The organism is Oceaniglobus roseus (assembly GCF_002869745.1).
In the GTDB taxonomy this organism is placed as follows: domain Bacteria; phylum Pseudomonadota; class Alphaproteobacteria; order Rhodobacterales; family Rhodobacteraceae; genus Oceaniglobus; species Oceaniglobus roseus.
This window is the reverse complement of sequence record NZ_PNOS01000038.1, coordinates 1-25,689: the sequence shown is the minus strand read 5'-3', so window position 1 is coordinate 25,689 and position 25,689 is coordinate 1. Positions and strand designations below refer to the sequence as shown.

The 25,689-nt window shown below is 71.2% G+C and carries 23 protein-coding genes; 7 read left to right on the top strand and 16 right to left on the bottom strand.

Translation table 11 applies throughout. The features are described from left to right. Positions 1-2: 2 nt before the first annotated feature. Together A7B20_RS17005 and galE are read right to left on the bottom strand one after the other, a co-directional pair. Positions 3-1,055 carry an NAD-dependent epimerase/dehydratase family protein gene (locus A7B20_RS17005; protein WP_102109782.1) on the bottom strand — a complete coding sequence of 351 codons (1,053 nt, stop codon included), beginning with the start codon at positions 1,053-1,055 and terminating at the stop codon, positions 3-5. A gap of 36 nt (positions 1,056-1,091) precedes the next feature. After that, a complete protein-coding gene (gene galE, locus A7B20_RS17000) occupies positions 1,092-2,240 on the bottom strand; it encodes a UDP-glucose 4-epimerase GalE (protein ID WP_245867047.1) in 1,149 nt (382 codons plus the stop codon). A gap of 262 nt (positions 2,241-2,502) precedes the next feature. On the opposite strand from galE, the gene A7B20_RS16995 reads away from it, so the two are divergent. Together A7B20_RS16995 and A7B20_RS16990 are read left to right on the top strand one after the other, a co-directional pair. After that, on the top strand, positions 2,503-3,981 hold the full coding sequence (locus A7B20_RS16995; RefSeq protein WP_172961047.1) for an oligosaccharide flippase family protein: 1,479 nt from the start codon (positions 2,503-2,505) through the stop codon (positions 3,979-3,981). Then, the gene (locus A7B20_RS16990) at positions 3,978-4,970 is read left to right on the top strand and encodes a glycosyltransferase family A protein (protein WP_102109780.1); all 993 of its coding nucleotides are present in this window, start codon (positions 3,978-3,980) and stop codon (positions 4,968-4,970) included. The genes A7B20_RS16995 and A7B20_RS16990 overlap by 4 nt, the downstream gene beginning before the upstream one ends. Here the strand turns inward: A7B20_RS16990 and A7B20_RS16985 are convergent. Further along, positions 4,883-6,184, bottom strand: coding sequence for a polysaccharide pyruvyl transferase family protein (locus tag A7B20_RS16985; RefSeq protein ID WP_157937714.1), 1,302 nt, complete (start codon positions 6,182-6,184; stop codon positions 4,883-4,885). The two genes, A7B20_RS16990 and A7B20_RS16985, sit on opposite strands and share 88 nt — an antisense overlap. Before the next feature lie 235 nt (positions 6,185-6,419). Between A7B20_RS16985 and A7B20_RS16980 the strand changes: the two genes are divergently transcribed. The 4 genes from A7B20_RS16980 to A7B20_RS16965 all read left to right on the top strand — a co-directional run bounded on the left by A7B20_RS16980 (position 6,420) and on the right by A7B20_RS16965 (position 11,234). Further along, positions 6,420-7,655: a glycosyltransferase family 4 protein gene (locus tag A7B20_RS16980; RefSeq protein ID WP_102109778.1), complete on the top strand. Its 1,236-nt coding sequence runs from the start codon at positions 6,420-6,422 to the stop codon at positions 7,653-7,655. Next, complete coding sequence (locus A7B20_RS16975) at positions 7,652-9,034, top strand: glutamate-1-semialdehyde 2,1-aminomutase (protein ID WP_102109777.1); 1,383 nt, start codon at positions 7,652-7,654, stop codon at positions 9,032-9,034. Before A7B20_RS16980 ends, A7B20_RS16975 begins: the two co-directional genes overlap by 4 nt. Further along, on the top strand, positions 9,034-10,383 hold the full coding sequence (locus A7B20_RS16970) for a glycoside hydrolase family 140 protein (RefSeq protein WP_172961046.1): 1,350 nt from the start codon (positions 9,034-9,036) through the stop codon (positions 10,381-10,383). Before A7B20_RS16975 ends, A7B20_RS16970 begins: the two co-directional genes overlap by 1 nt. Positions 10,384-10,460: 77 nt before the next feature. Further along, entirely contained in the window at positions 10,461-11,234 is a 774-nt protein-coding gene (locus A7B20_RS16965; RefSeq protein WP_102109775.1) for a carbon-nitrogen hydrolase family protein, read from the top strand. 12 nt (positions 11,235-11,246) lie between these two features. Here the strand turns inward: A7B20_RS16965 and A7B20_RS16960 are convergent, their stop codons facing one another. The 13 genes from A7B20_RS16960 to ccoN all read right to left on the bottom strand — a co-directional run bounded on the left by A7B20_RS16960 (position 11,247) and on the right by ccoN (position 25,064). After that, entirely contained in the window at positions 11,247-12,914 is a 1,668-nt protein-coding gene (locus A7B20_RS16960) for an amidohydrolase (RefSeq protein WP_102109774.1), read from the bottom strand. A 105-nt stretch (positions 12,915-13,019) separates the two neighbouring features. Continuing rightward, positions 13,020-14,039 carry an extracellular solute-binding protein gene (locus A7B20_RS16955; protein ID WP_102109773.1) on the bottom strand — a complete coding sequence of 340 codons (1,020 nt, stop codon included), beginning with the start codon at positions 14,037-14,039 and terminating at the stop codon, positions 13,020-13,022. 31 nt (positions 14,040-14,070) lie between these two features. Then, positions 14,071-14,877, bottom strand: coding sequence for an ABC transporter permease (locus A7B20_RS16950; protein WP_102109772.1), 807 nt, complete (start codon positions 14,875-14,877; stop codon positions 14,071-14,073). Then, positions 14,870-15,784 carry an ABC transporter permease gene (locus tag A7B20_RS16945; protein ID WP_102109771.1) on the bottom strand — a complete coding sequence of 305 codons (915 nt, stop codon included), beginning with the start codon at positions 15,782-15,784 and terminating at the stop codon, positions 14,870-14,872. Before A7B20_RS16945 ends, A7B20_RS16950 begins: the two co-directional genes overlap by 8 nt. Continuing rightward, positions 15,781-16,851, bottom strand: a complete 1,071-nt coding sequence (locus tag A7B20_RS16940) for an ABC transporter ATP-binding protein (RefSeq protein ID WP_216641217.1) — start codon at positions 16,849-16,851, stop codon at positions 15,781-15,783. The genes A7B20_RS16945 and A7B20_RS16940 overlap by 4 nt, the downstream gene beginning before the upstream one ends. A gap of 160 nt (positions 16,852-17,011) precedes the next feature. Then, a complete protein-coding gene (gene ccoS, locus A7B20_RS16935) occupies positions 17,012-17,173 on the bottom strand; it encodes a cbb3-type cytochrome oxidase assembly protein CcoS (protein ID WP_102109769.1) in 162 nt (53 codons plus the stop codon). Then, complete coding sequence (locus tag A7B20_RS16930; protein ID WP_102109768.1) at positions 17,170-19,308, bottom strand: heavy metal translocating P-type ATPase; 2,139 nt, start codon at positions 19,306-19,308, stop codon at positions 17,170-17,172. Before A7B20_RS16930 ends, ccoS begins: the two co-directional genes overlap by 4 nt. Continuing rightward, complete coding sequence (locus tag A7B20_RS16925) at positions 19,305-19,751, bottom strand: FixH family protein (protein ID WP_102109767.1); 447 nt, start codon at positions 19,749-19,751, stop codon at positions 19,305-19,307. Before A7B20_RS16925 ends, A7B20_RS16930 begins: the two co-directional genes overlap by 4 nt. Further along, positions 19,748-21,283 (bottom strand): cytochrome c oxidase accessory protein CcoG, encoded by a 1,536-nt coding sequence (gene ccoG / locus A7B20_RS16920; RefSeq protein ID WP_102109766.1) that lies wholly within the window; start codon positions 21,281-21,283, stop codon positions 19,748-19,750. The genes A7B20_RS16925 and ccoG overlap by 4 nt, the downstream gene beginning before the upstream one ends. Before the next feature lie 216 nt (positions 21,284-21,499). Continuing rightward, entirely contained in the window at positions 21,500-22,387 is an 888-nt protein-coding gene (ccoP, locus tag A7B20_RS16915) for a cytochrome-c oxidase, cbb3-type subunit III (protein WP_102109765.1), read from the bottom strand. Further along, the gene (locus tag A7B20_RS16910; RefSeq protein WP_102109764.1) at positions 22,387-22,635 is read right to left on the bottom strand and encodes a cbb3-type cytochrome c oxidase subunit 3; all 249 of its coding nucleotides are present in this window, start codon (positions 22,633-22,635) and stop codon (positions 22,387-22,389) included. The genes ccoP and A7B20_RS16910 overlap by 1 nt, the downstream gene beginning before the upstream one ends. A gap of 10 nt (positions 22,636-22,645) precedes the next feature. Beyond that, complete coding sequence (gene ccoO / locus A7B20_RS16905; protein ID WP_102109799.1) at positions 22,646-23,383, bottom strand: cytochrome-c oxidase, cbb3-type subunit II; 738 nt, start codon at positions 23,381-23,383, stop codon at positions 22,646-22,648. Positions 23,384-23,468: 85 nt separating this feature from the next. After that, entirely contained in the window at positions 23,469-25,064 is a 1,596-nt protein-coding gene (gene ccoN / locus A7B20_RS16900; RefSeq protein ID WP_102109763.1) for a cytochrome-c oxidase, cbb3-type subunit I, read from the bottom strand. A 286-nt stretch (positions 25,065-25,350) separates the two neighbouring features. Here ccoN and A7B20_RS16895 point away from each other — a divergent pair. Continuing rightward, a partial coding sequence (locus A7B20_RS16895; RefSeq protein ID WP_216641216.1) for a hypothetical protein occupies positions 25,351-25,689 on the top strand: 339 nt, incomplete at its 3' end.

Below are 25,689 nucleotides of genomic sequence, written 5' to 3'. Positions count from 1 at the left end.
GCTCAGACCGCGATCGGCTCGGCCGCTTCGCGGAAGCGCAGGTCGGGCCCGATCACGCCGGTGTCCATCAGCCTGCGGATGCAGCCGACCCGCTGATAGCGCGGCCCCTCGAACTCGGCCACGTTCAGCGGCGCCCTGCGGTAGGCGGTCAGCAGCTCCTGCGCGCCCAGCCGGGCGTCCCAGTTCGGCAGCGCCTCGGGCAGCAGGCGTTCGAGCTTCGAGAAGTCGACGCGGTAGGAGCGCGTGTCGGGCCCGGCGTCCGAGGCAAATTCCACCCGGCAGCCCGGCACCGTCTCGGCGACGATCTGCGCGATGTCGCGGATCCGGTAGTTCTGCCCCGAGGAGCCGACGTTGATGGCCTGCATCCAGACCTTCGGCGCGGGCGCCTCCAGCGCGGCGAGGAAGACGCGCGAGATGTCCTCGATATGGACGATGGGGCGCAGCGGGCTGCCGTCGGATTTCAGCAGGATCACGCCCTCGGCCACGGCCCAGGCGGTGAGGTTGTTCAGCACGATGTCGAAGCGCTGCTTCGGCGACAGGCCATAGGCCGTGGCCGGACGCAGGAAGGTCGGGCAGAAATCCGCATCCGCCAGCTTCGCGATGTCGCGCTCGGCCATCACCTTGGACCGGCCGTAGGCGGTGACCGGGTTCAGCGGGCTCGTCTCGTCGACCATCGCATCGCCGGCGCGGCCGTAGTTGCTGCACGACGAGGCGAAGAGGAACCGCCGCACCCCCGCCGCCTTGGCCATCCGGGCCAGCCGCACGCTGCCCTTGTGGTTGATGTCGTAGGTCACCGACTCGTCGAGATTGCCCAGCGGGTCGTTCGACAGCGCGGCCAGGTGGATCACCGCGTCGAAGCCTCGGAGCGTCGCGACGTCGACATCGCGCACGTCCTGCCTCAACGTCGGTGTCTCGGGCATCGCCCCGCCCGGCGCGTAGGCGCAGTCGCGGTAGAGGTCGATGTCCAGCCCGACCACGTCATGGCCCGCCCGCTCCAGCAGCGGTGTCATGACCGAGCCGATATATCCCCGATTTCCTGTGACGAGTACGCGCATGGGCCTGTTATCTCCGGTTTGGTGAATGTGGATGGTCTAGCCGCGAACGGCGTCGCGGAAGGTCTGTTGCGCCTCCCCGGCGGGGACCGGCGCAATCGGTGGCATCTCGTCGGCGGCGGTGGCCAGAACCTCGCGGCCGCGGTAGCCGTCGGGGTTCAGCAGCCGCCAGCGCCACATGTCGCGGCACATGGCGTCGAGGTCGCGGCGCGGGTGCCAGTTCAGAAGCTTCATCGCACGGGCGGGATCGGCCACGCATTCGGCCACGTCGCCGGGTCGGCGCGGAGCCTCCACCGTGCGCACCTGCTGCCCCGAGACCCGCTCGAAGGCGGCGATCGCCTCGCGCACGCTGACGCCCCGCCCGACCCCGAGGTTCACCGGCAGCGCTTCCCCGCGCGCCAGGTCCGTCGCAAGCAGCTTGTCGAGCGCGGCCACATGCCCCTCGGCCAGGTCCTCGACATGGATGTAGTCGCGGATGCAGGTGCCGTCGGGCGTGTCGTAGTCGGTACCGAAGACGGAAAGCGGCCGGCCGCCCCCCTGCACGCTGCGCGCGATCAGCGGGAACAGGTTGGCAGGTTCGCCCACCGGATCCTCGCCGATCAGCCCGCTCGGATGCGCGCCGACGGGGTTGAAGTAGCGCAGCATCACAGTCCGGCTGCCCGGTCGGGCCCGCGCGACGTCGGCCAGCATCGTCTCGATCATGTGCTTGGTGCGCCCGTAGGGATTGGCGGGGCGCAGCGGCGCGGTCTCGGGGATCGGCACCGTGTCCGCCAGGCCATAGACGGTGGCGGAGGACGAAAAGACCAGCCGCTCGACCCCGTGCCGCGCCATGGCCGCCAAGAGGCAGGCCGCCCCGGCGATGTTGACGCCGTAGTAGTGTTCCGGCCGGGCGACGGAGTCGGCCACCGCCTTAAGCCCGGCGAAGTGCACCACGGCGTCGAACCGGTGGGCGCGGAAAAGCGCCTCGAGCGTCGCCGCGTTGCAGACGTCGCCGCGCAGGAACCGGGCGCGCCGCCCGCGGGACAGCCGGTTGATCCGCCGCGCCGCCTCCTCGTGGGAGTTGCTGTAATCGTCGAGAACGACCACGTCGAAGCCGCGTTCGAGCAGCGCGATCACGACGTGCGAGCCGATATAGCCCGCGCCGCCGGTGGCGAGGATCTTCGGGGGGATGGGTCCGGGTGCGTTCAACGGCGCGTCTCCCTCGTGGCGCGGGGTTGCTGGGGCGTTCCCTGCAGGCTGTCCCGGCGCGGCACGGGGATCGCGTCGCCAAAACGAACAGCGCCCTACGCCAATCGGTCGAGCCCCCCCGGCCGATCCGCCCCGCGCCACCCCGCCTCCGCCATTCGGTCGAGGTCGCGCCCGAATGGTGCAAGGGCGCGCCGTGCGAGGCCTGATAGACGGGTCCCATCCCGCGCGCACCGCGACGGGGACCGGATCGGGGGCAGCAGGCGTGCGGCGGGCGTTCTTCTTCGCGAACATCGAACAGTACGTCGTCGCCATCGTCGGCCTGATCGGAATCGCCGTGACCTCGCGCCTGCTCGGCCCGGCCGAGATCGGCGTCGCGGCCATTGGGCTCGGGGTGTTCACCGTCGCCTTCGCGGCGCGCGAGTTCGTGAGCGCCGAATTCCTGATCCAGCGCCCCGAGATCGCCCCCGGCGACATCGACACCGCCTTCACCGTCGCGGCACTGTCGAGCCTCGCCATCGCCGCCCTGCTGTCGCTTCTCGCGGGGCCGGTCGCCGACGCCTACGGCGCGCCCGAGGCCGCGGGCTTCCTGCGGGTGCTCTGCCTCGTCGGGCTGGCCGACGCGCTGTCGGCGCCGACCCTGGCCCTGCTGCGCCGCGAGATGGCCTTCGACCGCCTCGCAAGGGTCAACATCGCCGCCTCCCTGACGACGGTCGGCGTGACCGTGGGGCTTGCGGGCACCGGCTTCGGGCTGATGAGCATCGCCTGGGGTCACGCCGCGGGCGCGGCGATGCGCGCCGCCTTCTGCCTGGTGAACGGCCCGCAGCGGGGGCCGCGGCGCCCGTCGCTGGCCGCCTGGCGGGCGATGCTGGCCTTCGGCGGCAGCAAGGGGGCGATCACCGTCATCGACCGGATCTACGAATCGCTGCCGCAGCTGGTGCTGGGCCGGACGATGCCCGCCGCCGCCGTCGGCATGTACAGCCGGGCAAGCGTGCTGGCCAGCATCCCCGACCGCTTCCTGATGGCGGCCGTCTTCGCCTTCGCCTTTCCCGCCCTCGCCGCGCAGGTGCGCGAGGGGCGCGACCCGCGCGCCGCCTACCTGAACGCGCTGAGCTATGTCGCCGCCGTCTACTGCCCGGCCCTCGCCCTCGTCGCGCTGCTGGCCGGACCCGTGGTCGAGCTGGCTCTCGGCCCGGGCTGGGAAACGGTGGTGCCGCTGCTCCAGCTGATGACGCTCGCGGCGATGTTCTGGGTGCCGATGATCATCACCTCCCCCACCCTCTTCGCCCTCGGCGCCAACCGCGACGCCTTCGTGCTGAGCCTCACCGGCCGCCTGCTCGGCGCCTCGGTGATGGTCGGGGCAAGCTTCTTCGGCCTGATCGCCATGGCGGCAAGCCAGTTCTTCACCCTGCCCGTCTATGCCGTCCTGTCCCTGCGCGCCGCGCAGCGGCGGATCGGCTTCGGCTGGCGCGCGCTGGCCGAGGCGACCTGGCGCAGCGTCGCGGTGATCGCCTCGGCCCTCGTGCCGCCCTGCCTGTTCACGCTGCTGGCGGGCCACGGGCTGTCGCCGACCTTGGCCGAGGCGCCGCTCTGCACCGTCCTCGCGGCGGCGGGATGGTTCGCCGGGCTGAAGCTGGCCCGCCACCCGCTGCTGCTGGAGGTGACGCTGATCCTCGCCCTGCTGCGCCGGCGGCTGCCCGGCCACAGCCTTCCCGCGGCGCTGAACACAGGAGCGGACCGATGACGAGCTTCGACGTGGCGATCCCGAACTACAATTACGGCCGCTACCTGCGCGCGTGCGTCGAGAGCGTCGCGTCGCAGGATGTCGAGGCCCTGCGGATCCTGATCATCGACAACGCCTCGACCGACGACAGCGCCGAGATCGCGCGCGACCTCGCCGCCGCCGATCCCCGGATCGAGCTGCGGCTGCACGCGCGCAATCGCGGGCCCCACGCCTCGTTCAACGAGGCGGTGGACTGGGCGCGGTCGGACTGCTTCCTGATCCTGTGCACCGACGACCTGCTGTCGCCGGGCGCCCTGCGCCGCGCGGGCGAGGTGCTGGCGCAGGATCCGGGCCTCGCCTTCTGCTACGGCCGCGACGTCGGCTTCCTGCGCGACGAACCCGTTCCGCGGGTCGACAGCGGACCCGAGGCGCCGCGCTGGCACCGGATGAGCGGGCGCGCCTTCATCGAGGGGTTCTGCCGCCTCGGCGTCTTCCAGATCCCCGGCCCCACCCTTGTCACCCGCACCAGCGCCCACAAGGCGGCGGGCCACTACCGCGAGGAGCTTCCCCACAGCGACGACTACGAGCTCTGGCTGCGCCTCGCGCTGGTCGGGGACGTCGCGGTGCTCGACAACGTGCAGGGGCTGATCGGCAACCACGAGGACAACCGCTCGGGCAGCCTGCGGGCGCGCCAGCTGCTGCACATCCGCCAGACCGAGGCGGCGGCGGATTCGTTCTTCGCCCGCGATGCCGCCACCCTGAAAGGACTCGGGCGGCTGCGCCGCCTCGCGCGGCGCGGCTTCGCGGCGCGGGCCTACTGGGCGGCGCTCGGGGCGTGGTCGAGGGGCGATCCGGGGGCGCGGGACCTGATCCGCTATTCCTTCGGCAAGGCCCCCGAGATGGCGCTCCTGCCGCCGATCGACTACATGATGCGGCGGCCCGATGCCCGGGCGCGGCTGACCGAGGGGCTGCGCGCCAGGCTGGCACGCCGGGGCAGCGCGGCGGGCTGACCGGGCGCGCCGCGCCCCGCGGCCGCGCGGTCGAGGAAGCTGCGGATCGCCTCTTCCTGAACCGCCAGCCGCTCCGCCGCCCCGGCGACGAAGCGCTCGATCTCGGCCGCGTGGTTTCCCTGCGCCCGGCGCAGCAGCCGGAACCGCGCCTTCAGCGTCTCCACCTCGAAGCTCTCGATATCCAGGCAGAAGGCTCCGAGGCCCGCCTGCGTCATCAGCGCGCGGTTCTTGTCGGCGTAGCCGATGGAGAGCGTCGGACGCAGCACCCGGAGCGCACAGAGCACGTTGTGGAAACGCGAGGCGACGACGAGGTCGCACCGCGACAGCTCCTCCATCACCGTCTCGAGGCTGCGGCCCGCCCCCACGCTCACCCCGCCCGCGCGGCGCAGTGTGCCGTCGGCGTCGATGCGCTCCAGGAGCGCCGCCACGGCCTGCCCGTCGCTGTCGTCTCCGCCGATCAGGTGGACGCGGCAGCCCTCGGCGATCAGCCAGCGCACGAAGTCCTCCATCTTCCCGAGGTAGGCGCGGAACAGGTCCTCGCCGCCGGGGTCGTCCTTGCGCCAGCCGCGATAGGTCATCATCCCCACCGCCACGGTCGGCGGAAAACCCCGCGGGCGTGCCACCGCCGGCGCGGGCAGGCCAAGGGCGAGGTCGGGAAAGACCGGCTCCTGCGTCGTGTCGAAGCCGAGCGTGGCCATGAAGTCACGCGAAACCTCGTCGCGGTAGCTGCGCATATCGGCCAGCGCGGCGGCCGAGCGCAGGAAGCGGCGGCTGAGGGCGCCGCGGATCGGTCCCGCGCCGATGCTGACGAAGGCAAGCCGCGCGCCCGACAGCCGCGCGGCGAGGCACCAGCGCAGCAGCACGAAGGGCCAGCCCATGGCGCGGTCGTTGAAGTCGTCGAGGATCCCGGTGCCCGGAACGATGACCGCATCCACCCCGCGGCAGGCCGCCAGGGCCGCGCGCAGCCCGCGCAGGCGCTGCGGCATGCGCAGGGCCAGCCGGTTCAGCCGCCGCGCCCCGGCCGAGGCGAGGGGCGGCGCGCCGATCGGCACCGCCGCGATCCCGAGCCGCCGCGAGATGTCGCCGGGCCCCGAACAGATGCACATCAGTTCGGCCCCCGGCGCGATGCGCCGCAGCGTGGCGACCATCGCCGTCAGCGACCCGTCGTTGCCGTAGTTGCCGGAGCCGAACTGGCCGAGCAGCGCGATCTTCATGCGGCGGCCCCCTTCCGTTGCTGCGTTCCCTGCCAGCAATGCGCCGAACCCCGAACCGGCGGTGCGGTTTTCGCGGTGCCGCCCCTCCCCCATTCGGCCAGTGTCCTACCGCCTTTTGCGCCCGCGGCGTCCGAAGGCGGGCCGCCGGACGGCGCCCGACCGTCCTAGCGTGGATCCAGCGACTCGCCCCGGTCCGCGCCGGGGCGGGATCCGCCCGTCCTGCGGAGAGGTCCGGATGCCGAAGTTCGCGTTCTTCGTGACGCCCCATACCGGCGGCACCTTCACGGTGTTCCGGAGCCTGCGTGCCGAGCTTGCCCCGCGGGGGGTCGAGCTGCGGTGGATGGGCCCCTGTGCGCGGGCGCGGCTGCTGGCCGATCCGCACTGGGCCGGGGAAGCCGACCGCGGCGAGGCGATCGACGTCCCCGGTGCCATCGACGACCTCGCCCAGGCCCGCGCCATGGCCGCGCGGCTGGAGGCGGGCGGCTACGACGGCGTCTTCGTCAACGTCCTGAGCGACCGGGCGGCGACGAACCTGGTGCGCCACCTGCCGGAACGGCTCGTGCGGATCATGATCGTTCACAACATCACGCCCGGCACCTATGCCGCCGCCGCATCGATCCGCGTTCACGTCCACGCGACGGTCTGCGTCTGCCAGCGAGCCCGCGACGACCTCTGCCGGCACCACGGCTTCCGTCCCGGCCGGACGCTGGTGATCCCGAACGCGGTGACGCTGCCCGATGCCCTGCCCCACCCCGCGCCGCATCTCGAGGACCGCACGCTGCGGGTCCTGTTCCTCGGCCGGATCGAGGACGCCTCGAAGGGGGTGATGCTGCTGCCCTCGATCCTGCACCGCCTCCCGCCGACGGTCACGCTGACCGTCGCCGGGGACGGACCCGACGCGAAGCGGCTGAAGGCGGCACTGGCGCCCTTCGCCGGGCGCGCAAGGATGCTCGGCGCCGTGCCCTCGGCCGAGGTGCCCGCGCTGCTGGCCCGGCACGACGCCCTGCTGATGCCCTCGCGGTTCGAGGGAATGCCGATGGCGCTGATCGAGGCGATGGCGATGGGCTGCGTTCCCGTGGCCTCGCGCATCGAGGGGGTGACGGACACCATCGTGCACCACGCCCACAACGGGTTGCTGTTTCCCATGGGCAGCGCGAAGGCCGCGGCCGAGTGCATTGCCGCGCTCGCCGCGGATCCCGCGTGGCGGGTCGGGCTGGCCGCCGCCGCCCGCGGGACGGCGCGCAACCTCCACTCGGGGGCGGAGATGGGCGCGGCCTACGCCCGGCTGATCGCCGAGGTGCAGCACCGCCGCCCCGCGATCGCCGATCCGCTGCCCTTCGAGGACTGGAAACTGCCGCGCGGCCTGCGCGCGGGGCTGCGCACGCACCTGCCGCGGCCGGTGAAGAACGCCCTGCGCCTGGCGCGGGAAAGGCTGAGAACGGGATTTCTACCGAGAGAGGACTGGCGATGAACGATCACTCCGCAGGACCGCTGCCCGCCACCCCCGTCGCCGACGCGGCGCGCTTCGCCCGGTCCGAGGCGCTGCGCTGGCGCGCCCACGCGATGATCCCGGGCGGCGCCCACACCTATGCCAAGGGGGACGACCAGTACCCGGTGCTGGCGCCCGGCTTCATCCGCCGCGGGGCGGGCTGCCGGGTCTGGGACGTGGACGGCAACGAATACGTCGAATACGGCATGGGCAACCGGGCGGTGGGCCTCGGCCATTGCCACCCGGAGGTGCTGGCCGCGGCGCGGGTGGCGCTGGAGTTCGGCTGCAACTTCACCCGGCCCTCGCCCCTTGAGGCGGAATGCGCCGAGATGTTCCTCGACTCCGTTCCGGGGGCGGAGATGGTGAAGTTCTGCAAGGACGGCTCGGACGCGACCTCGGGCGCGGTGCGGCTGGCGCGGGCCTATACCGGGCGAGACATGGTGGCGATCTGCTCGGACCATCCGTTCTTCTCGACCGACGACTGGTTCATCGGCACCACGCCGATGACGGCCGGGATCCCGCTCGCGGTGCGCGAGCTGACCACCGGCTTCCGCTACGGCGATCTGGCCGACGCGCAGGCGATGTTCGACCGCCACCCGGGGCGCATCGCGGCCCTGATCCTCGAACCCTCCCGCGGCGAGGATCCGCCGCCGGGCTACCTCGCCGCGCTGCGCGACATGGCCCACCGGGAAGGCGCTCTGTTCGTCCTCGACGAGATGATCACCGGCTTCCGCTGGAGCCGGGGCGGCGCGCAGGAGGTCTATGGTGTGGTGCCCGACCTCGCCACCTTCGGCAAGGCGCTCGGCAACGGCTTCTCGGTCTCCGCGCTCTGCGGGCTGCGCGAGATCATGCGCCTCGGCGGGATCGAGCACCGCGACCGCCCGCGCGTGTTCCTCCTGTCCACCACCCACGGGGCGGAAACCCACGCCCTGGCCGCCGCGACCGAGACGATGCGGATCTACCGCGACGAGCCGGTGACGGCGCGGATGCACGAGACCGGCGCGGCACTGCGGCGCGAGCTCGAGGACGTGATCGCCGCGCACGGGCTGGAGGATGCGGTGCGGATCGTGGGGCGCGACTGCTGCCTCGCCTACCAGTCGCTCGACGGCAGCGGGCAGCCCTCGCAGGCGTTCCGCTCGCTGCTCCTGCAGGAGACGATCCGGCGCGGCGTGCTGGCCCCCTCCCTGGTGGTGAGCTATGCCCACGGCGCCGAGGACATCGCGGCCACCGTCGCCGCCTTCGACGGCGCGCTCGGGGTCTACCGCAAGGCGCTGGACGAGGGCGTGGGGCGCTACCTGGTCGGCCGCCCCTCGCAGGTGGTCTTCCGCAGCCACAACACGGCGCCCGCGGACCTTCCATGATGGCGGCGCTGCGACCCTGGCTTGCGGCGCTGCTGCTGGTCGCGGGGGTGCAGGCGGCCCCGGCCTGGCCGACGACGGAGTTCCCGCTTTCGGTCTCCGCCGACCGGACGCACCTTCGGGACGGCAGCGGCCGGCCGGTCCTGCTGGTCGGGGACGCCGCCTGGTCGCTCCTGGTGCAGCCCGGCGACGACGACATCGAGCTGTACCTCCGGGACCGCCGGGCGCGCGGGTTCAACGCGCTGCTCGTGAACCTGATCGAGCACCAGTTCAGCGATCATCCCCCGGCCAACGCCCATGGCGAACGCCCCTTCGCGGGCCAGCCCTTCGAGGCGCCGGACACCGCCTATTTCGACCGCGCGCACCGGGTGCTGGAACGGGCGCGCGCGCTGGGGTTCACCGTGTTCCTCGCCCCCGCCTACATCGGGTCGGGCGGCGGCGGTCAGGGCTGGTGGGTCGAGATGGCGGCGGCGGGCCCCGAGCGGCTGCGCCGCTATGGCACCTTCCTCGGGCAGCGGTTCGGCGATCTGGACAACATCGTCTGGACCGAGGGCGGCGACGAGGACGCGCCGGATCCCGCGCTGGTCACGGCCCTGGCCGAGGGCATCCGCGCGGCCGATCCCGGGGCGCTGCAGACTGTCCACTCCCGCCGCGACACCGTGACGGCGGCGCTCTGGGCCGATGCGCCCTGGCTCGACCTCGACACCGCCTACACCTACGGCGACGTCTACGCGAAGGTCGCCGAGCAGCGGCGCGACGACCACGACCTGCCGGTGGTGATGATCGAGAGCCGCTACGAGAACGAGCGCGACGCGACCCCGCCCTCCCTGCGCGAAGCGGGCTATGGCGCGGTGATGGCGGGGGCGGCGGGCTTCGTCTTCGGCAACAACCCGATCTGGCACTTCGACAGCGTCGGGCTCTTCGCCGCGGCGAACGGGTGGAAGGCCGAGCTCGGCGGCGCGGGATCGGTCGCCATGGGCCACATGCGCGCCTTCTTCGAGCCCCTGGCCTGGTGGCGGCTGCGCGACGACGCCGAGGGGCGCGTCTGCGGCTGGCGGTCGCGCTTCGGCGGGGCGAAATGCGCGCTGGCCGACGACGGCAGCTTCGCCGTCGTCTATTCGCCGGGGGGCGGGCCGCTCAGGATCCGGACCGACGCCTTCGCGGGCGGGCCGGTCTGCGCAACCTGGTACGCGCCGCAGGACGGCAGCCGCCATCCCGCGCCCGCGCCGCTGGCCGAGGGCGAGGACCTGGTGACGCCGCCGCTGCGCGCGGACGACTCCGGGGGCGATTCCGACTGGGTGCTCCTGCTCGCCTCCTGCGCCGCGCCGAAGGCGGCGGGCGGGCGCAGCTGACCCCGGCCGATGCGGGCTTGCCTCCGCCGCGTCGCGGTGGATGATGGGCCTGGCGTCGGCGGTACGGGAGGGGCACGATGGGTCTGGAACTGGCGATCTGGCAGGGGGCCGGGGTGCCCGGCGATCTCGACGCGACGCTGGCCGAGGTCGCTCGGGTCGCGGGCGAGGCCGCGCGGGCCGGCGCGGATCTGCTGGTCTTTCCCGAAGGCTTCCTGACCGGCTATCACATTCCCGGCCTCGCGCCCGGCGGCCTGCCGGGGGTCGAGGCGGCGCTGGAGCAGGCCGGGCGGATCGCGGCGGAGACGGAGCTGGCGATGGTCCTCGGCACCCATCTCGACACGCCGCGGGGGCTGAGGAACTCGGCCGTGGTGTTCGACGCCCTCGGCGCCGAGATCGGACGGTATCACAAGCGCACGCTGTTCGGGGCCTGGGAGAAGGCGACCTTCCTGCCCGGCGACGCGCCGCTGCGCTTCGACTGCGGCGGGCTGCGCGTCGGCGTCGCCATCTGCTATGACGTCGAGTTTCCCGAGCTGATCCGCGCCGAGGCGCAGGCGGGGGTCGAGCTGGTGGTGGTGCCGACGGCGCTGATGACCCCGCACGAGCGGGTGGCGGAGGCGATGGTGGCGGCGCGGGCGCTGGAGAACCAGATCTTCGTCGCCTACTGCAACCGCAGCGGCCGCGAGCCCGAGTTGGAGTTCGTCGGCCTCTCCTCGATCCGCGACCCGCGGGGTGCCGCGCTCGCGCAGGCGGGCGCGGGGCCCGAGCTGCTGCTGGCCGGGATCGACGGCGCGCTGATCGCCCGCGAGCGGGCGGCGAACTCCTACCTCGACGATCTGGGGCGGTTCCTCTGACCGCCGGGCGGCTCAGGCGCGGTAGGTGATCCGCCCGCCCGAGATCGTCACCGCGGCCCCGGTCGTCTCGAACCGGTCGGGCTCCATCCGCTCCACGTCGTCCTTCATCACCACGATGTCCGCCATGAAGCCCGGGGCAAGGCGGCCCTTGCGGTGTTCGTTGAACTCCACCCAGGCGTTGTCCCGGGTCATCGAGGCGAGCGCGTCCATCAGCCCCTGCCGCTGGTCGCCCCAGGGCGCGGGCAGCGCCACGGGGGCGCAGGCGGCGCGCAGGGTCGACATGGTGTCGACGCGGATCACCGGCCAGTCGGTCGAGAAGACGACGAGGGTTCCTGCCGCGCGCAGGCTCTGCCAGCCGTAGGCCAGCGGCTTCTGGGCGTCGTGCAGGTGCGGCGCGATGGCCTCGGCCGGGTAGATGTGGCCGAACGGCGCGTGGCCCGGCTGGTAGGAGGCGACGACGCCAAGCTCGGCGAAGCGCGGCAGGTCGTCCGGGTGCAGCGTCTCGATATGCTCGATCCGGTGGCGGGCATCCCGCGCCCCGTTGGCAGCGCGCGCCGCGCCGTAGCCGTCGAGCGTGCGGCGCACGGCGAGATCGCCGATGGCGTGGGTGGCGATCTGGAAGCCGCGCCGGTCGGCCTCGACGCAGGCGGCGTCGAAGTGGTCGGGCGTGAATACCGCATCGCCGGTGTGGTCGGAGCCGGGATAGGGCTGGATCATCAACGCGGTGCGGCTTTCGATCACGCCGTCCATGAACATCTTCACCCGGTGGCACCAGAGCCGGTCGCCCGCCCAGCGGCGGCGCATCTCCTCGGCGTCTTCGAACCGCTCCAGGCTGTCAACGGACTTGTAGTGGAACGGCACCTCGGTGCGGCAGATCAGGTCCCCGGCGGCGTCGAGCTCGGCCAGCAGCTCCATGGTGTAGAAATTGCCGTCCATGTTGTGCAGGCCGGTGATGCCGTGGCTGGCACAATGTCTCAGCCCCCGGCGCAGCGCGTCGAGGTCGCGCGCCCGCTCGGCGGCGCTGGCCGGCGGCTCGGGGTTCCTGCCCGTCACCAGCCCCGCCAAGTCGCGCCCGCCGTAGGGCGTCAGCGCCAGCACCCGGGCATAGGCGCCGGGCTCGCGCAGCTCGCCCTCCGCGCGGCCGTCCGGGCCCATGACGATCTCCGAGCCGGGCTCGGTCGCGCCGCCGCCGAGGATCCCGGCAAGCTCCAGCGCGGCCGTGTTGGCCCAGATCGTGTGGTGGTCCGAGGCGAACATCGCGAAGGGGCGGTCGGGCAGCACCCGGTCGAGATCGTGGCGGGTGGTGCGGTGGCCCCGGCCGAACATGCCGTAGTCGGCCTGCACCGCGAAGATCAGCCGTGCGGACCTGTCCCGCGCGGCGCGGGCGCGGACGGCTGCCGTCACTGCGTCGAAGCCGGTAACGCCGGAAAGGTCGAGATAGTCGAGCTCGACCGAGCCGCCGAAAAGGTGCACGTGGCTGTCGATGAAACCCGGCAGGACGGTTCCGCCCCCGGCGTCGATCACCTCCGTCCCCTGCCCCGCCATGGCGCGGATCGCCCCCTCGTCGCCCACTTCGAGGATCCGGCCGTCCTTCACCGCCAGCGCCGCGGCGCGGGGCCGCGCATCGTCGAAGGTGAGGACGGAGGCGTTGAGGATGACGAGATCGGGACCAAAGGACATCGCGGAGCCTTCGCTGGGGCGCCGGGCCGGGATGCGCGGCGGGGTCTGGAAATCGCGGAAGCCGGCCGCTTGGGCGGCCGGCTTCGCATCGCGCAGGACGCAGCCCTACTTCTGCAGCTCGGTCCAGATCGCGGTGTAGTACTCCAGCGACTTGGCCGAGCAGGTGGGCAGGAACTTGCCCGCATCCGCCAGCTCGGGCGGGATGTTCACCATGGGCGAGGTCTTCATCTGCTCGTCCATGAACTCGTCCGACCCCTCGATGCCGTTGGCATAGCGCGCGAATTCCGAGATCAGCGCGGCGTTCTCGGGGACCATGATGAAGTCGAGGAACTTGTAGGCCTCCTCGACGTTCTGGGCGTCCGACAGCAGGGCGACCGAATCCATGAACAGCGGGAAGCCTTCCTGCGGATAGCCGAACTTCACCTTGTCGTTCTTCAACGCGGCGCGGAACACCGCCCCGTTCCAGTAGACCGAGGCCATGGTGTCGTTCGCCGCCAGCTTCTCGGTCATGCCGTAGTCCATGGACTGCCAGTCGGGTTTCGCGGCCAGCAGCGCGTCGCGGGCCGCCTTCAGCTTCTCGGGGTCCTCCGAGCAGGGCTCGCCGCCGACGTACCAGAGGGCGAGCGACAGGATGTCGTTCATCTCGGGCGTGACGTTGACCTTGCCCTTCAGCTCTTCCGGCGTGTCGAGGAAGATCGCGCTGGTGTTGATGTCGCCCTCGTAGGCGTCGGAGTTCACGGCGATCCCGGTCGCGCCGATCTGCCACGGGATCGAGTATTTCCGGCCCGGATCGAAGGGCACGTCGACCCACTGGTCGGCGATGTTCCCGTGGTGCGGCAGCTTCGACAGGTCCAGCTCCTGGATCAGCCCCTTCTCGCGCCAGATCGGGATGTAGTTCGCCGACGGCACCACCAGGTCGAAGCCATGGCCCCCCGCCTCGACCTTCGCCAGCGCGGTGTCGTTGGAATCGTAGTCGGTGACGGTGACCTTGATCCCGGTCTCCTTCTCGAACTTCTCCAGCAGCTCGGGCGAGGTGTAGTCGCCCCAGTTGTAGAGCTGCAGCTCGCCCTCGGCCTGGGCCATGCCCGCGGCAAGGATCGCCACGGTGGTCAGCAGTTTCTTCATCGTCTTCTCCCTGTTGGTTGTTGTTGTCCGGTCACGAACGCTTGCGCGTCAGCAGAAAGAACGCCGTCAGCAGCACCACCGTCAGCAGCAGAAGCAGGGTCGAGATCGCGTTGACCTCGGCACTGACCGAGCGGCGGATCTGCGCCAGCATGTAGGTCGGCAGCGTATCCTGCCCGGCGGATTTGACAAACAGCGTGATCACCACGTCGTCGAGCGAGGTGACGAAGGCCAGCATCAGCCCCGCCACCGCGCCTGGCGCGACCAGCGGCAGCGTCACGTGGCGGAAGGTCTGCCAGCGGTTCGCGTAGAGGTCCGAGGCCGCGGTCTCCAGCGTCAGGTCCATGCCTTCGAGCCGCGCGCGGATCGGCAGGTAGGCGAAGGGGATGCAGAAGGCGGAATGGGCGAGGATGAGATAGCCGAGCCCCTGGTAGCCGGTGGCGACCTTGATCGTCGAGAAGAAGATCAGCAGCGCGACGCCGGTCACGATCTCGGGCACCATCAGGGGCTGGTTGATCATCACGTAGACGAAGGTCTGCCCCCTGGTCGCCCGCCGCCGCGTGGTGCCGAGGGCGGCCATGGTGGCGACCGTGGTCGAGATCAGCGCGGCGGCCGTCGCGATCTTCAGCGAGCGGAAGGTGACGTCCTTCACCTCCTCGTTCTGCCAGGCCTCGGGATACCAGCGGAACGAGAAGCCCTCCCAGATCGCCACGCTGTCGCCCGCGTTGAACGAGAAGACCACCAGCATCGCGATCGGCAGGTACAGAAGGACGAAGACAGTCACCGCGACGGTTGCGAAACCCGGCAGGCGCGAGATGTCGAAGCTGGAGCGCTCAGCCATGGCTCTTGTCCTGGCTTCCGGCCGCGAAGCGGGTGTAGACGATCAGCGCGATGGTCACGACCACCAGCAGCACCACCGAAAGTGCCGCGCCGAGCGGCCAGTTCCGCCCCTGCCCGAACTGAAGCTCGATGAAGTTGCCGATCATCATGTTGCGCCCGCCCCCGAGGATCCGGGGCGTGACATAGGCGCCGAGCGCGGGGATGAAGACGAGGATCGACCCGGCGATGATCCCGGGTTTCACCACCGGCACGATGACGTGGCGCAGCAGCTGCCAGCGGCTGGCGTAAAGGTCGTATCCCGCCTGCAGCAGCCGCATGTCGAAGCGGTCGATGGCGGCGAAGAGCGGCAGCACCATCAGCGGCAGGTACACGTAGGTCATGCCGACGAAGACCGCGAAATCGGTGTAGAGCATGACGATGGGTGCGTCGATGATGCCGGTCCATAGCAGGAAGGTGTTCAGGAACCCCTCGTTGCGGATGATCTGGTTGATCGCGAAGGTGCGGATAAGCAGGTTCGTCCAGAACGGGATGGTGATGAGGAACAGGAACGCCGTCCGCGCGCCGGGGCTGCGGGTGGCGATGAACCATGCGGTGGGGAAGCCGACGAGGAAGGCGAAGAGCGTCGTCAGCAGCGCGAGCTTGGCCGAGCGCCAGAAGATCGTCAGGTGCGCGTCCGCGAAGCCGAGGGTGCCGTCGAAGATGTCCCGCGTCATCACGACGTTGAACCATGCCTTGAAGGACAGCGCCCATTCGACGTTGCCGTACTGCCCCGGCTCGAGGAACGAGTAGACCAGCATGATGAGGAGCGGCCCCGAGGCGCCGACGACCAGCAGCACCAGCGCGGGCGCCGAGAGGAGCCAGCCGCGCCGGGCCTCGTCCCGCGCCTTCGGATCGTCGGGCGCGCTCATGTCTCCTCCGGCAGCACGATCAGCGCGCCGGGCTCGAACCTCAGGTGCACGTCCGAGCCGGGATGCAGGCCGACGTCGCCCGAGACGGGGCTTTGCAGGCGCACGGTGATCTCGGTGCCGTCCGACAACGTCGCGACGCAGTGGGTGTCGGTGCCGAAATAGACGGTGTCGCGGACCTTGGCGGGGATGCCGCCCCCGGCCGCGATGCGGATCTGCTCGGGCCGGATCGCGGCCGTCACCGGGCCGGCGGCGGGCGCGTTGTCGCCCTTCTCCACCGGCAGGACCGGCCCGGCGTCGAGCGTCATCTCGTTGCCCCTGAGCGTGCCGTGCAGGAAGTTCGATTCGCCGATGAAGGAGGCGACGAAGCGGTTGGCGGGACGGGTGTAGATCGCGCGCGGATCGCCAACCTGGAGCAGCCGGCCGGCCTGCATCACGCCGATGCGGTCGGACATGGTCAGCGCCTCCTCCTGGTCGTGGGTGACGAAGATGAAGGTGATGCCGGTCTCGACCTGGAGCCGCTTCAGCTCGATCTGCATCTCCTTGCGCAGCTTCAGGTCCAGCGCCGACAGCGGCTCGTCCAGCAGCAGCACCTTCGGCGCGGGGGCAAGCGCGCGGGCCAGCGCGACGCGCTGCTGCTGCCCGCCCGAAAGCTGGCCGGGCTTCCGGTCCGCCATCTGCTCCATCCGCACCAGCGCCAGCATCCGCTTCACCGTCTCGGCGATCTCGGCCTTGGGGCGGCCCTGCATCTTCGGGCCGAAGCCGATGTTCTCGGCCACGGTCAGGTGGGGAAACAGCGCGTAGGACTGGAACACGGTGTTGACGGGCCGCGTGTTCGGCGGATCGAAGGTGATGTCGCTGCCGTGGAGCAGGATCTGCCCGGCCGTGGGGCTTTCGAACCCCGCGATCAGCTTCAGAAGCGTGGTCTTGCCGCAGCCCGAGGGGCCGAGCAGCGTGAAGAACTCGCCCTTCCTGATCGCCAGCGACACGCCCCCGAGCGCGGTCACCGCCGCCGCCCCCTGCCCATAGACCTTGCGCGTTTCCCGCGCCTCGACGGCTGTTTCGCTCACGTGATCCCTCCGGCCCTGTGCCCAACAGAGCCAAAGATCCGAGGGATTGCAAGACAATGGGCTGGTGCGGCGCGTCCCGGACAGGCGGCGATGCATTCCGCGGCAGCGCCGCGCAGCGCGCGGGCAGCCCGTGCGCGGCCTCCGCGCGGCCGCGGAAACCTCACCTCTTGCGCGGCCGGTCGTCCCAGCGAGGGTCGAGGATGCGGTTCCGGTCGCCCTCGGCATCGTCGTACTGCGACGCGCGCATCGTCCAGACGAAGCCGAGCAGGCCAAGCCCGCCGAGGATCAGCGACACGGGGATCAGCACGACGAGGACGTTCATTTCAGGCTCCGCAGCGAGTTGAGCGAGACCGTGACCGAGGAGAGCGACATCGCCAGCGCCGCGAGGAACGGCGTGGCGAGCCCGGCGAGGGCGACGGGCACGGCGACGAGGTTGTAGGCGACGGAAAGCAGGATGTTCTGCCGCATCCGCCCGACGCCGTGGCGGCTGACCGAGAGCAGTTCGGGGATCTGCGCAAGCCGCCCCGACAGGATCACCACGTCGGCGGCCGAGCGCGCGGCGTCGAGCGCCGAGGCCGGCGCGACCGAGGCATGGGCGAGCGAGAGCGCCCCCGCGTCGTTCAGCCCGTCCCCCGCCATCAGCACCCGGCGGCCCTGCGCACCTTGGGCGCGGATCCAGTCGGCCTTGCCCTCTGGGGTCATCGCGCTCTGCACCTCGTCGATGCAAAGCGCCGCGGCGACCCGCGCGCAGGCCGCCGCGCCGTCGCCCGACAGCAGCGCGACCGACAGCCCCTGCGCCTTCAACGCCGCCACCGCCTCGGCGGCGTCGGGGCGGATGTCCTCGGAGAAGGCGAAGAGCGTCGGCGCGTCCCCCCCGGCGTCCAGTGCCACGCCCTCGCCCGCGGCACCAAGCCATGCGGGACGTCCCAAACGGACGGTGCGCCCGTCGCGGCGCGCTTCGATCCCGAGGCCGGGGCGTTCGGCGACGGCGTCGAGCGCCGGGAGGACAAGCCCCCGCGCCCCGGCCGCCGCGACGATCGCGCGGGAATAGGGATGGGCGGAGCGGCGCGCCAGAGCGGCGGCCAGCGCCAGGGCGGCGTCGGGCGGCGTGCCCGTCAGCCGCGCCTGCCCGGTGGTCAGGGTGCCGGTCTTGTCGAAGGCGACGCTGTCGACCTGGGCCAGCCGCTCCATCGCGGTGCGCGACTTCACCAGGAGGCCGCGCCGGAACAGACGCCCCGTCGCCACGACCGACACGGCCGGCACGGCAAGGCCGAGGGCGCAGGGACAGGTGATGACCAGCACGGCGATGGCCACGTCGACCGCGCGCCACACGTCGCCCGTCGCCGCCCACCACCCGGCGAAGGCAGCGGCGCCCAGCAGGTGGACGAGAGGCGCATAGGCGCGCGCCGCGCGGTCGGCGAGGCTGGCGAAGCGGGTCCGCTGGGTTTCGGCGACGGCGACGAGATCGGCAAGGCGGCTCAGCGCCGTGTCGCGGCCCGCGCGCACGACGCGCACCGTCAGCGGGCCCGAGAGGTTGATCTCTCCCGCCGCCACCTCGCCGCCGGGCGCGACGGCGAAGGGCGCGGATTCGCCGGTGAGGGCCGAGCGGTCGATGTCGCTCTGCCCCTCGGTCACGATGCCGTCGGCGGGCAGCCTGTCGCCCGCGACAAGCGCGATGGTGTCGCCGGGCTTCAGCGTCTCGGCCCGCACCACGCGGCGTGTGTCGCCCTGAAGCAGCACCGCCTGCGGCACCGCCAGCGCGGCGAGTTCCGCGGCGGCCGAGCGGGCGGCGCTGCGGCCCGCGTGATCGAGCGTGCGGCCGATCAGCAGGAAGAAGGTCAGCGCGAGGGCCGCGTCGAACCAGCTTGCCCGGTCCGCCCCCTGCAGCGCGCCGATCAGCGACACCAGCGCGGCCAGCAGGATCGCGAGCGAGATCGGCACGTCCATGTTCAGCCGCCCGCCCCGGAGCGCGCCGAGGGCCGAGGCGAAGAAGGGCCGTGCCGAGAAGGCGACGGCGGGCAACGCGATGGCGGCGGAGATCAGGTGGAACAGCCGCTCGGTCTCGTCCGCGGCGCCCGACCAGACGGCGACGGAGAGCAGCATGACGTTCATCATCGCGAAGCCCGCGACGCCGGTGCGCATGAGGAGGCCGCGCATCTCGGCCCCCTGCCCGGCCAGCAGCCCGGTGTCGAGTTCCTGCGCCCGGTGCCCCGCCGCCGCCAACCGGTCGATCAGGGTGGAGGGCGCCAGCCCGGCGCCCGCGACCCTGACCTGCCTGCGCGACAGGTTCACCCGCGCCTCGCGCACCCCCGGCAGGCCCGAGAGCGCGGTCTCGACCGAGGCGATGCAGGCGGCGCAATGGATGTCGGGCAGGTGCAGAACGATGTCGGCGGCCGCGTCGGGGGGCGGCGCGATGTCGGGCATGGCCCCCGCGCAGGCGGGACAGGCGGCGGTCATTCCTGCACCGTGATCGAATAGGCGCGGGTGAACACCGGCTCCGGCCCCGCGTCCTGCAGGTCGAGGCGCCAGTTGCCCTTCGGCAGATCCAGCCGCTGTTCACCGTTGGCGTCGAAGGACAGCGCGCGGTCCTGGGCGCGGGTCGTCGGCCGGCCGATGGTGCCGGTGAAGCGGGCGGGATCGACGGCGCGCCCCTTCCGGTCGGTGACGGCGAGGGTCAGGACGCCATCGGCGTACTCCACCCGCACGTCCCAGCCGAGCGCGTCCTGCGCGGCGCGGCGGGCGTCGAATTTCTGGCTCTCGACATAGGAGTTGGCAACCTCGAGGCCGGGGAAGGTCTTCACCGCCTCGACGGCGAGGGCGACGTTGACCGCGATGATGATGGCGAAGCCGCCGGTGAACATCGCCAGCACGTGCCAGCCCGTGAGCTTTCTGTCGGTCATTCCGGGTCTCCGTTGAAGGTGGTTTCGACCGTCGCGCTTTCGCCGGTCACGGTGTCGCGCACGGTCAGGGCGATCTCGGTCCGGTCGGACTCGGCCGCGGGCGTGTCGTCGGCGGCGGTGACGTAGACGCGGATCAGCCGCTGGGAGTCGGCCTCGACCGCGACGGTGGTGTCGTCCACGCCCTCGACCCCGAGGCTCATGCCCGGCGCGCCGGCGAGGCTGAAGGCGATGTTTTGCAGGCTGCCCTCGCGGTTCCTGACCCGCACGTCATAGGCGTTGCGGATCGCGCCGTCGGAGAGGGTGACGAAGGTCGGGTTGCGCACAGGCGCGACGGTCAGCTCGATCGTCGGGCGCAGCACCAGCGCCAGGAGCAGGCCCACGCCGATCGCCGCCCAGAGCCCGGTATAGACCAGGTTGCGCGGCCGCAGGACGTGGCGCCAGACCGATTGCGGCGCGCCCCCGGCCCGCTCGCGCGGGGCGTCCGACAGGGCGAGGTAGTCGATCAGGCCGCGGGGACGGCCCACCTTCTCCATCACCTCGTCGCAGGCGTCGATGCAGAGCGCGCAGGTGATGCAGGCCATCTGCTGGCCGTCGCGGATGTCGATGCCCATGGGGCAGACGTTGACGCAGGCGTTGCAGTCGATGCAGTCGCCCGGACCTTGCGCGGCGCCTGCCTGGGGTTCGGGCAGAACCACACGGCCCTCGCGGAACTGCATCGGCAGCACCGGGGAACGGCCGCCGATCTGCGGCCCGGCGGCGCGGGTGATGGCCCCGTCGCCCGCGTGCCGCTTCATCCCCCGGCCCCGCGGCTCGCCCCGCCAGCTGCGGTAGGCGACGGTCAGCGTGCCCTCGTCCATCATCGCGCCCTGAATGCGCGGCCAGGGGCACATGTAGATGCAGACCTGTTCGCGCATGAAGCCGCCGAAGGTGAAGGTGGTGAAGGTCAGCACGGCGATGGAGATCCACGCGACCGGCGGCGCCTCGAAGGTCGCAAGCTCGCGCGCCAGCGTCGGCGCATCGGCGAAGTAGAAGACCCAGGCGCCCCCGGTGGCCATGGCGATGACCAGCCAGATGGCCCACTTGGTCAGCCTCAGCCGCCACTTGCGTGCGTCCCAGGGCGCCTTGTGGAGGCGCAGGCGGGCGTTGCGGTCGCCCTCGACCTTTCGCTCGACCAGCAGGAACAGGTCGGTCCAGACCGTTTGCGGACAGGCGTAACCGCACCAGACACGGCCCAGCGCCGCGGTGAAGAGGAACAGCCCGAGCCCCGCCATGATGAGAAGGCCCGCGACGAAGTAGAACTCGTGCGGCCAGATCTCGATCATGAAGAAGTAGAAGCGGCGGTGCGCGAGGTCGACCAGCACCGCCTGGTCGGGCAGCGCCGGGCCGCGGTCCCAGCGGATCCAGGGCGTGATGTAGTAGATGCCGAGCGTCACGGCCATGATCTGCCACTTGAGCCGCCGGAACGCGCCGGAGACCCGGCGCGGGAAGATCGGCTCGCGCGCGGCGTAGAGGGAAGTCTGTTCGTGGGTCATGAGTATGGTTCCTGTTCGCGCGCCCCTTCTGCGGGGGATCGGCCCCCGGCGCGTTGACATGGATCAAGGGGGGCGGGGAAAAGCGGCGGTCGCGGCGTCACGGCCGGATCGGACCGGGCGAACGGCGGCGGCATCACGAGCGACGGGCGGCGGATGGTCGATCCGCCGCCCGTCAGGGGGTTCGCCGCCACTGGTGCGAACAGGGCGCGGCGCCCCCTACTCCTTGGGCTGCCCGGGTGTCGGTTCGGGCGTCGGCTCGCCCCCGCCCAGCTGGTGGACATAGGCGGCCAGCGCCCGGACCCCCGCCTCGCCAAGACGGTCGCCCCAGGGCGGCATGACGCCGAAGGGGCCCTTCGAGATCAGGGTCGTCAGGCTCGCGTCGTCGTGGGCGTTCAACCAGATCGCGTCGGTCAGGTTCGGCGCGCCGACGTCGCGGTTGCCGCGGGCGTCCTCGCCGTGGCACGAAGCGCAGTTGTCGGCGAACAGCGCGCCGCCCTCGCCGCCCAGCGGATCGTTCCCCTCGGGCAGCGACTGGACGTGCTGCACCAGCGTCTCGATCTCGGCCGGGGCCAGGATCTCGCCGAAGGCGGGCATCTGGCTGTAGCGGGCGTCGGGATCCACCTCGTTGCGGATGCCGTGGCGGATGGTGAAGGCGATCTGGTCGATCTGCCCGCCCCAGAGCCAGTCGTCGTCGAGCAGGTTGGGATAGCCGTCGGCCCCCGCCGCCCCCGAGCCGTGGCACTGCGAGCAGTTGGTGCGGAACAGCGCCGCCCCCGCCTGCACCGCGAAGCCGTTCAGCGCCTCGTTCTGCGGCAGGGTCGCGAGGTCGGCATCGACGAGCGCCGCGCGCATGTCTGCCTGCCCCTCGCGCACCGCCTGGATCTCGGCGGCGACATCGCCCCGGGTCGACCAGGCCATGACGCCGGTGGTGGCGCCGTGGACCAGCGGCCAGGCCGGGTAGAGGATGGTATAGAGGAGCCCCCAGGCGATGGTCGCGTAGAAGGTCCAGAGCCACCAGCGCGGCAGCGGGTTGTTGTACTCCTCGATCCCGTCCCAGCTGTGGCCGGTGGTCTCGACGTGGTCCTTGTCGTGCGGACTGGCCATCAGAACCCCTCCGTCTTGCCGCAGGCGCAGGTCGCGCACTGGCGGTCGCAGGCGGCCTTCGGCAGCGCGGGCGGCGCGGCCAGCGGTGCCGCGACGTCCTCGCGGAAGATCGAGCGCGCGGCGTCCTCGTGGAGCGCCCGGCTGTGCGGCCGCCAGACCCAGAGGAAGGCGCCGAGGAAGAAGACGAACAGCGTCAGCAGCGCCCAGCTGTCGGCGAATTCGCGCATCAGGGAATAGGTGTCGTGCATGGGGCGGTCCTCAGCGGCTGGTGTCGGCGATGAAGGTCGAGAAATCGACCGAGGTGCCGAGCATCTGGAGATAGGCGATCAGGGCGTCGAGCTCGGTCAGCTGCGGCTGGCCGTCGAAGTTGCGCACCTCGGCGCCCGGGTAGCGGTCGAGCAGGCCGTCGATGTCGCCGAACGGGTCCACCTGGACGCGGAAGTCGGCCGCGGCGTTGGCGATCATCTCCTCGGTATAGGGGACGCCGACCATCGCGTGGGTCTTCAGCAGGTCCTCGATGTGCTCGGGCCCGATCTTCGTGCGGGCCAGGTAGTCGTACTTCGGCATCACGCTTTCCGGGACGACCGCCTGCGGGTTGGCGAAGTGGTCGACGTGCCATTCGTCGGAATAGCGGCCCCCCACCCGCGCCAGGTCCGGCCCCGTCCTCTTGGAGCCCCACTGGAACGGGTGGTCGTACATCGACTCCGCCGCGAGCGAGTAGTGGCCATAGCGTTCGACCTCGTCGCGCATCGGCCGGATCATCTGGCTGTGGCAGACATAGCAGCCCTCGCGGACGTAGATGTCGCGGCCCGTGAGTTCGAGCGGGCTGTAGGGGCGCACGCCCTCGACCTTCTCGATCGTGTTCTCGATCCAGAACAGCGGCGCGATCTCGATGATCCCGCCGATGGTGACGACGAGGAAGGAGAAGACCAGCAGCAGGGTCGCGTTCTTCTCCAGGATCGCATGGCGGTCGATCAGCCGGGTCTGGTGCGGCATCTCGTTGGGGATGCCGCCGTCGCCGGGGCGCACCACCTTCGGATCCTCGGCCGCGGGGGGAATCTTGTCGTTGCTCATGGGGTGTTCACTCCGCAGGCAGGGGGGTGGTGACGGCGCTGGACTGGGGGCTGCGGATGGTCATCCACATGTTCCAGACCATGATCAGCGCGCCGGAGAGGTAGAACAGGCCGCCGGTGGCGCGCACCAGGTACATCGGGAACTTGGCGGCGACGGTGTCGGCGAAGGAGTTGACGAGGAAGCCGTTGGCGTCGACCTCGCGCCACATCAGCCCTTCCATGATCCCCGTGACCCACATCGAGGCCGCGTAGAGGACGATGCCGATGGTGGCGAGCCAGAAGTGCCAGTTGATCGCGGGGACCGAGTACATCTGCGCGCGCCCCCAGAGCTTCGGCGTCAGGAAGTAGAGGCAGCCGAAGGTGATCAGCCCGTTCCAGCCGAGCGCGCCGGAGTGGACGTGGCCGATGGTCCAGTCGGTGTAGTGGGAGAGCGAGTTGACGGCGCGGATCGACATCATCGGGCCCTCGAAGGTCGACATGCCGTAGAAGGCGAGCGAGGCGACGAACATCCGGATGATCGGGTCGGTGCGGATCTTGTCCCAGGCGCCTTCCAGCGTCATCAGGCCGTTGATCATGCCGCCCCAGCTGGGCATCCAGAGGATCACCGAGAACACCATGCCCAGCGTCGAGGCCCAGTCGGGCAGCGCGGTATAGTGCAGGTGGTGCGGACCGGCCCAGATGTAGAGGAAGATCAGCGCCCAGAAGTGGATGATCGACAGCTTGTAGCTGTAGATCGGGCGGTTCGCCTGCTTCGGCACGAAGTAGTACATCATGCCGAGGAAGCCCGCCGTCAGGAAGAAGCCAACGGCGTTGTGGCCGTACCACCACTGGGTCATCGCGTCCTGCACGCCCGAGAACACCTGCACCGACTTCGAGCCGAGGATCGACACGGGGATCGACAGGTTGTTGACGACGTGCAGCATCGCCACGGTGACGATGAAGGCGAGGAAGAACCAGTTGGCGACGTAGATGTGGGGCTCGCGCCGCTTCACCAGGGTGCCGAGGAAGACGGCGAGGTAGGCCAGCCAGACGACGGTCAGCCAGATGTCGATGTACCACTCGGGCTCGGCGTATTCCTTCGACTGCGTCGCGCCGAGCAGGTAGCCGGTGGCGGCCAGCACGATGAACAGCTGGTAGCCCCAGAAGACGAACCAGGCCAGGTTGCCGCCCCAGAGCCGCGCCGCACTGGTGCGCTGGACGACGTAGAACGACGTGGCGATCAGGGCGTTGCCGCCGAAGGCGAAGATCACCGCCGAGGTGTGCAGCGGGCGCAGGCGGCCGAAGTTGGCGAAGCCCTCGGACCAGTCGAAGTTCAGCTCGGGGAAGGCCAGCTGGAGCGCGATGAAGGTGCCGACGAGGAAGCCCGCGATGCCCCAGAAGGCGGTGGCGATGACGCCCGCGCGGATCGGGCCGTCCATGTAGCCCGAGAGGTCGGTCGCCGCCACGGGCTCGCCGAAGCGCCGGATCTCCCACAGGCAGAGCCCGCCGGCGATCAGCATCACCAGCACGGCGTGGAACGAATAGGCCAGGTCGCGCCCCCAGTCCGCCGCGATGGCGGCCAAGAGCGCGACCATGGCCAGAACGATCATTCTGAAAATTGCCATGTATCCCTCGCATCGGCTTTCGCGCCGACGGAGGGCCGACGCGTGTTTTTCCGCGGCGGTTCTGGCATCGCGGGGCGCGGGCGACATTGACATGGATCAACCCTGCCGGAGCGCGGTGCAGAAAGCGGGCCGGGACAGGGGGGCAGCCTGCCCATGCGAGCGCTCCAAATGTGCCCCATTCCGGGCACTTTGTGCGGTTAGGCTCGGCGCAGGCTGTTCCTGCGGCGTCCTGTCACCCGGAGGATCGCGCAGGAAGGCGGCTCGTGGAAACAGGGGATCTGAACAGGTGAACAGGATGATCGACCGGATCGAGGCCCGACCGGACGCGGCGACGGCCCTCGCGGCGGTGCTGCTGGTGCCCGCGACGACGGCCGATGCGCTGCCGCGACAGGCGGTGCGGCTGATCGCGGCGTTGCGGACCCTTCCCGACGTGTCGCTGACGCTGATCGCGGCGCCACCGCCCGAGGCCGAGCCCGTCTCGTCCGGGATCGCGGCGCTGCTGCGGCTCGAGCGGCGGCTGATCCCCCTGCCCCGGCGCACGCGCCTGCCGAAGCTTCCGCCGCTCGCGATCCTGCCGCCCGGGTCCGCCGCGACGGCGGCGGGGGAGCTGGTGATCGACCTCGGC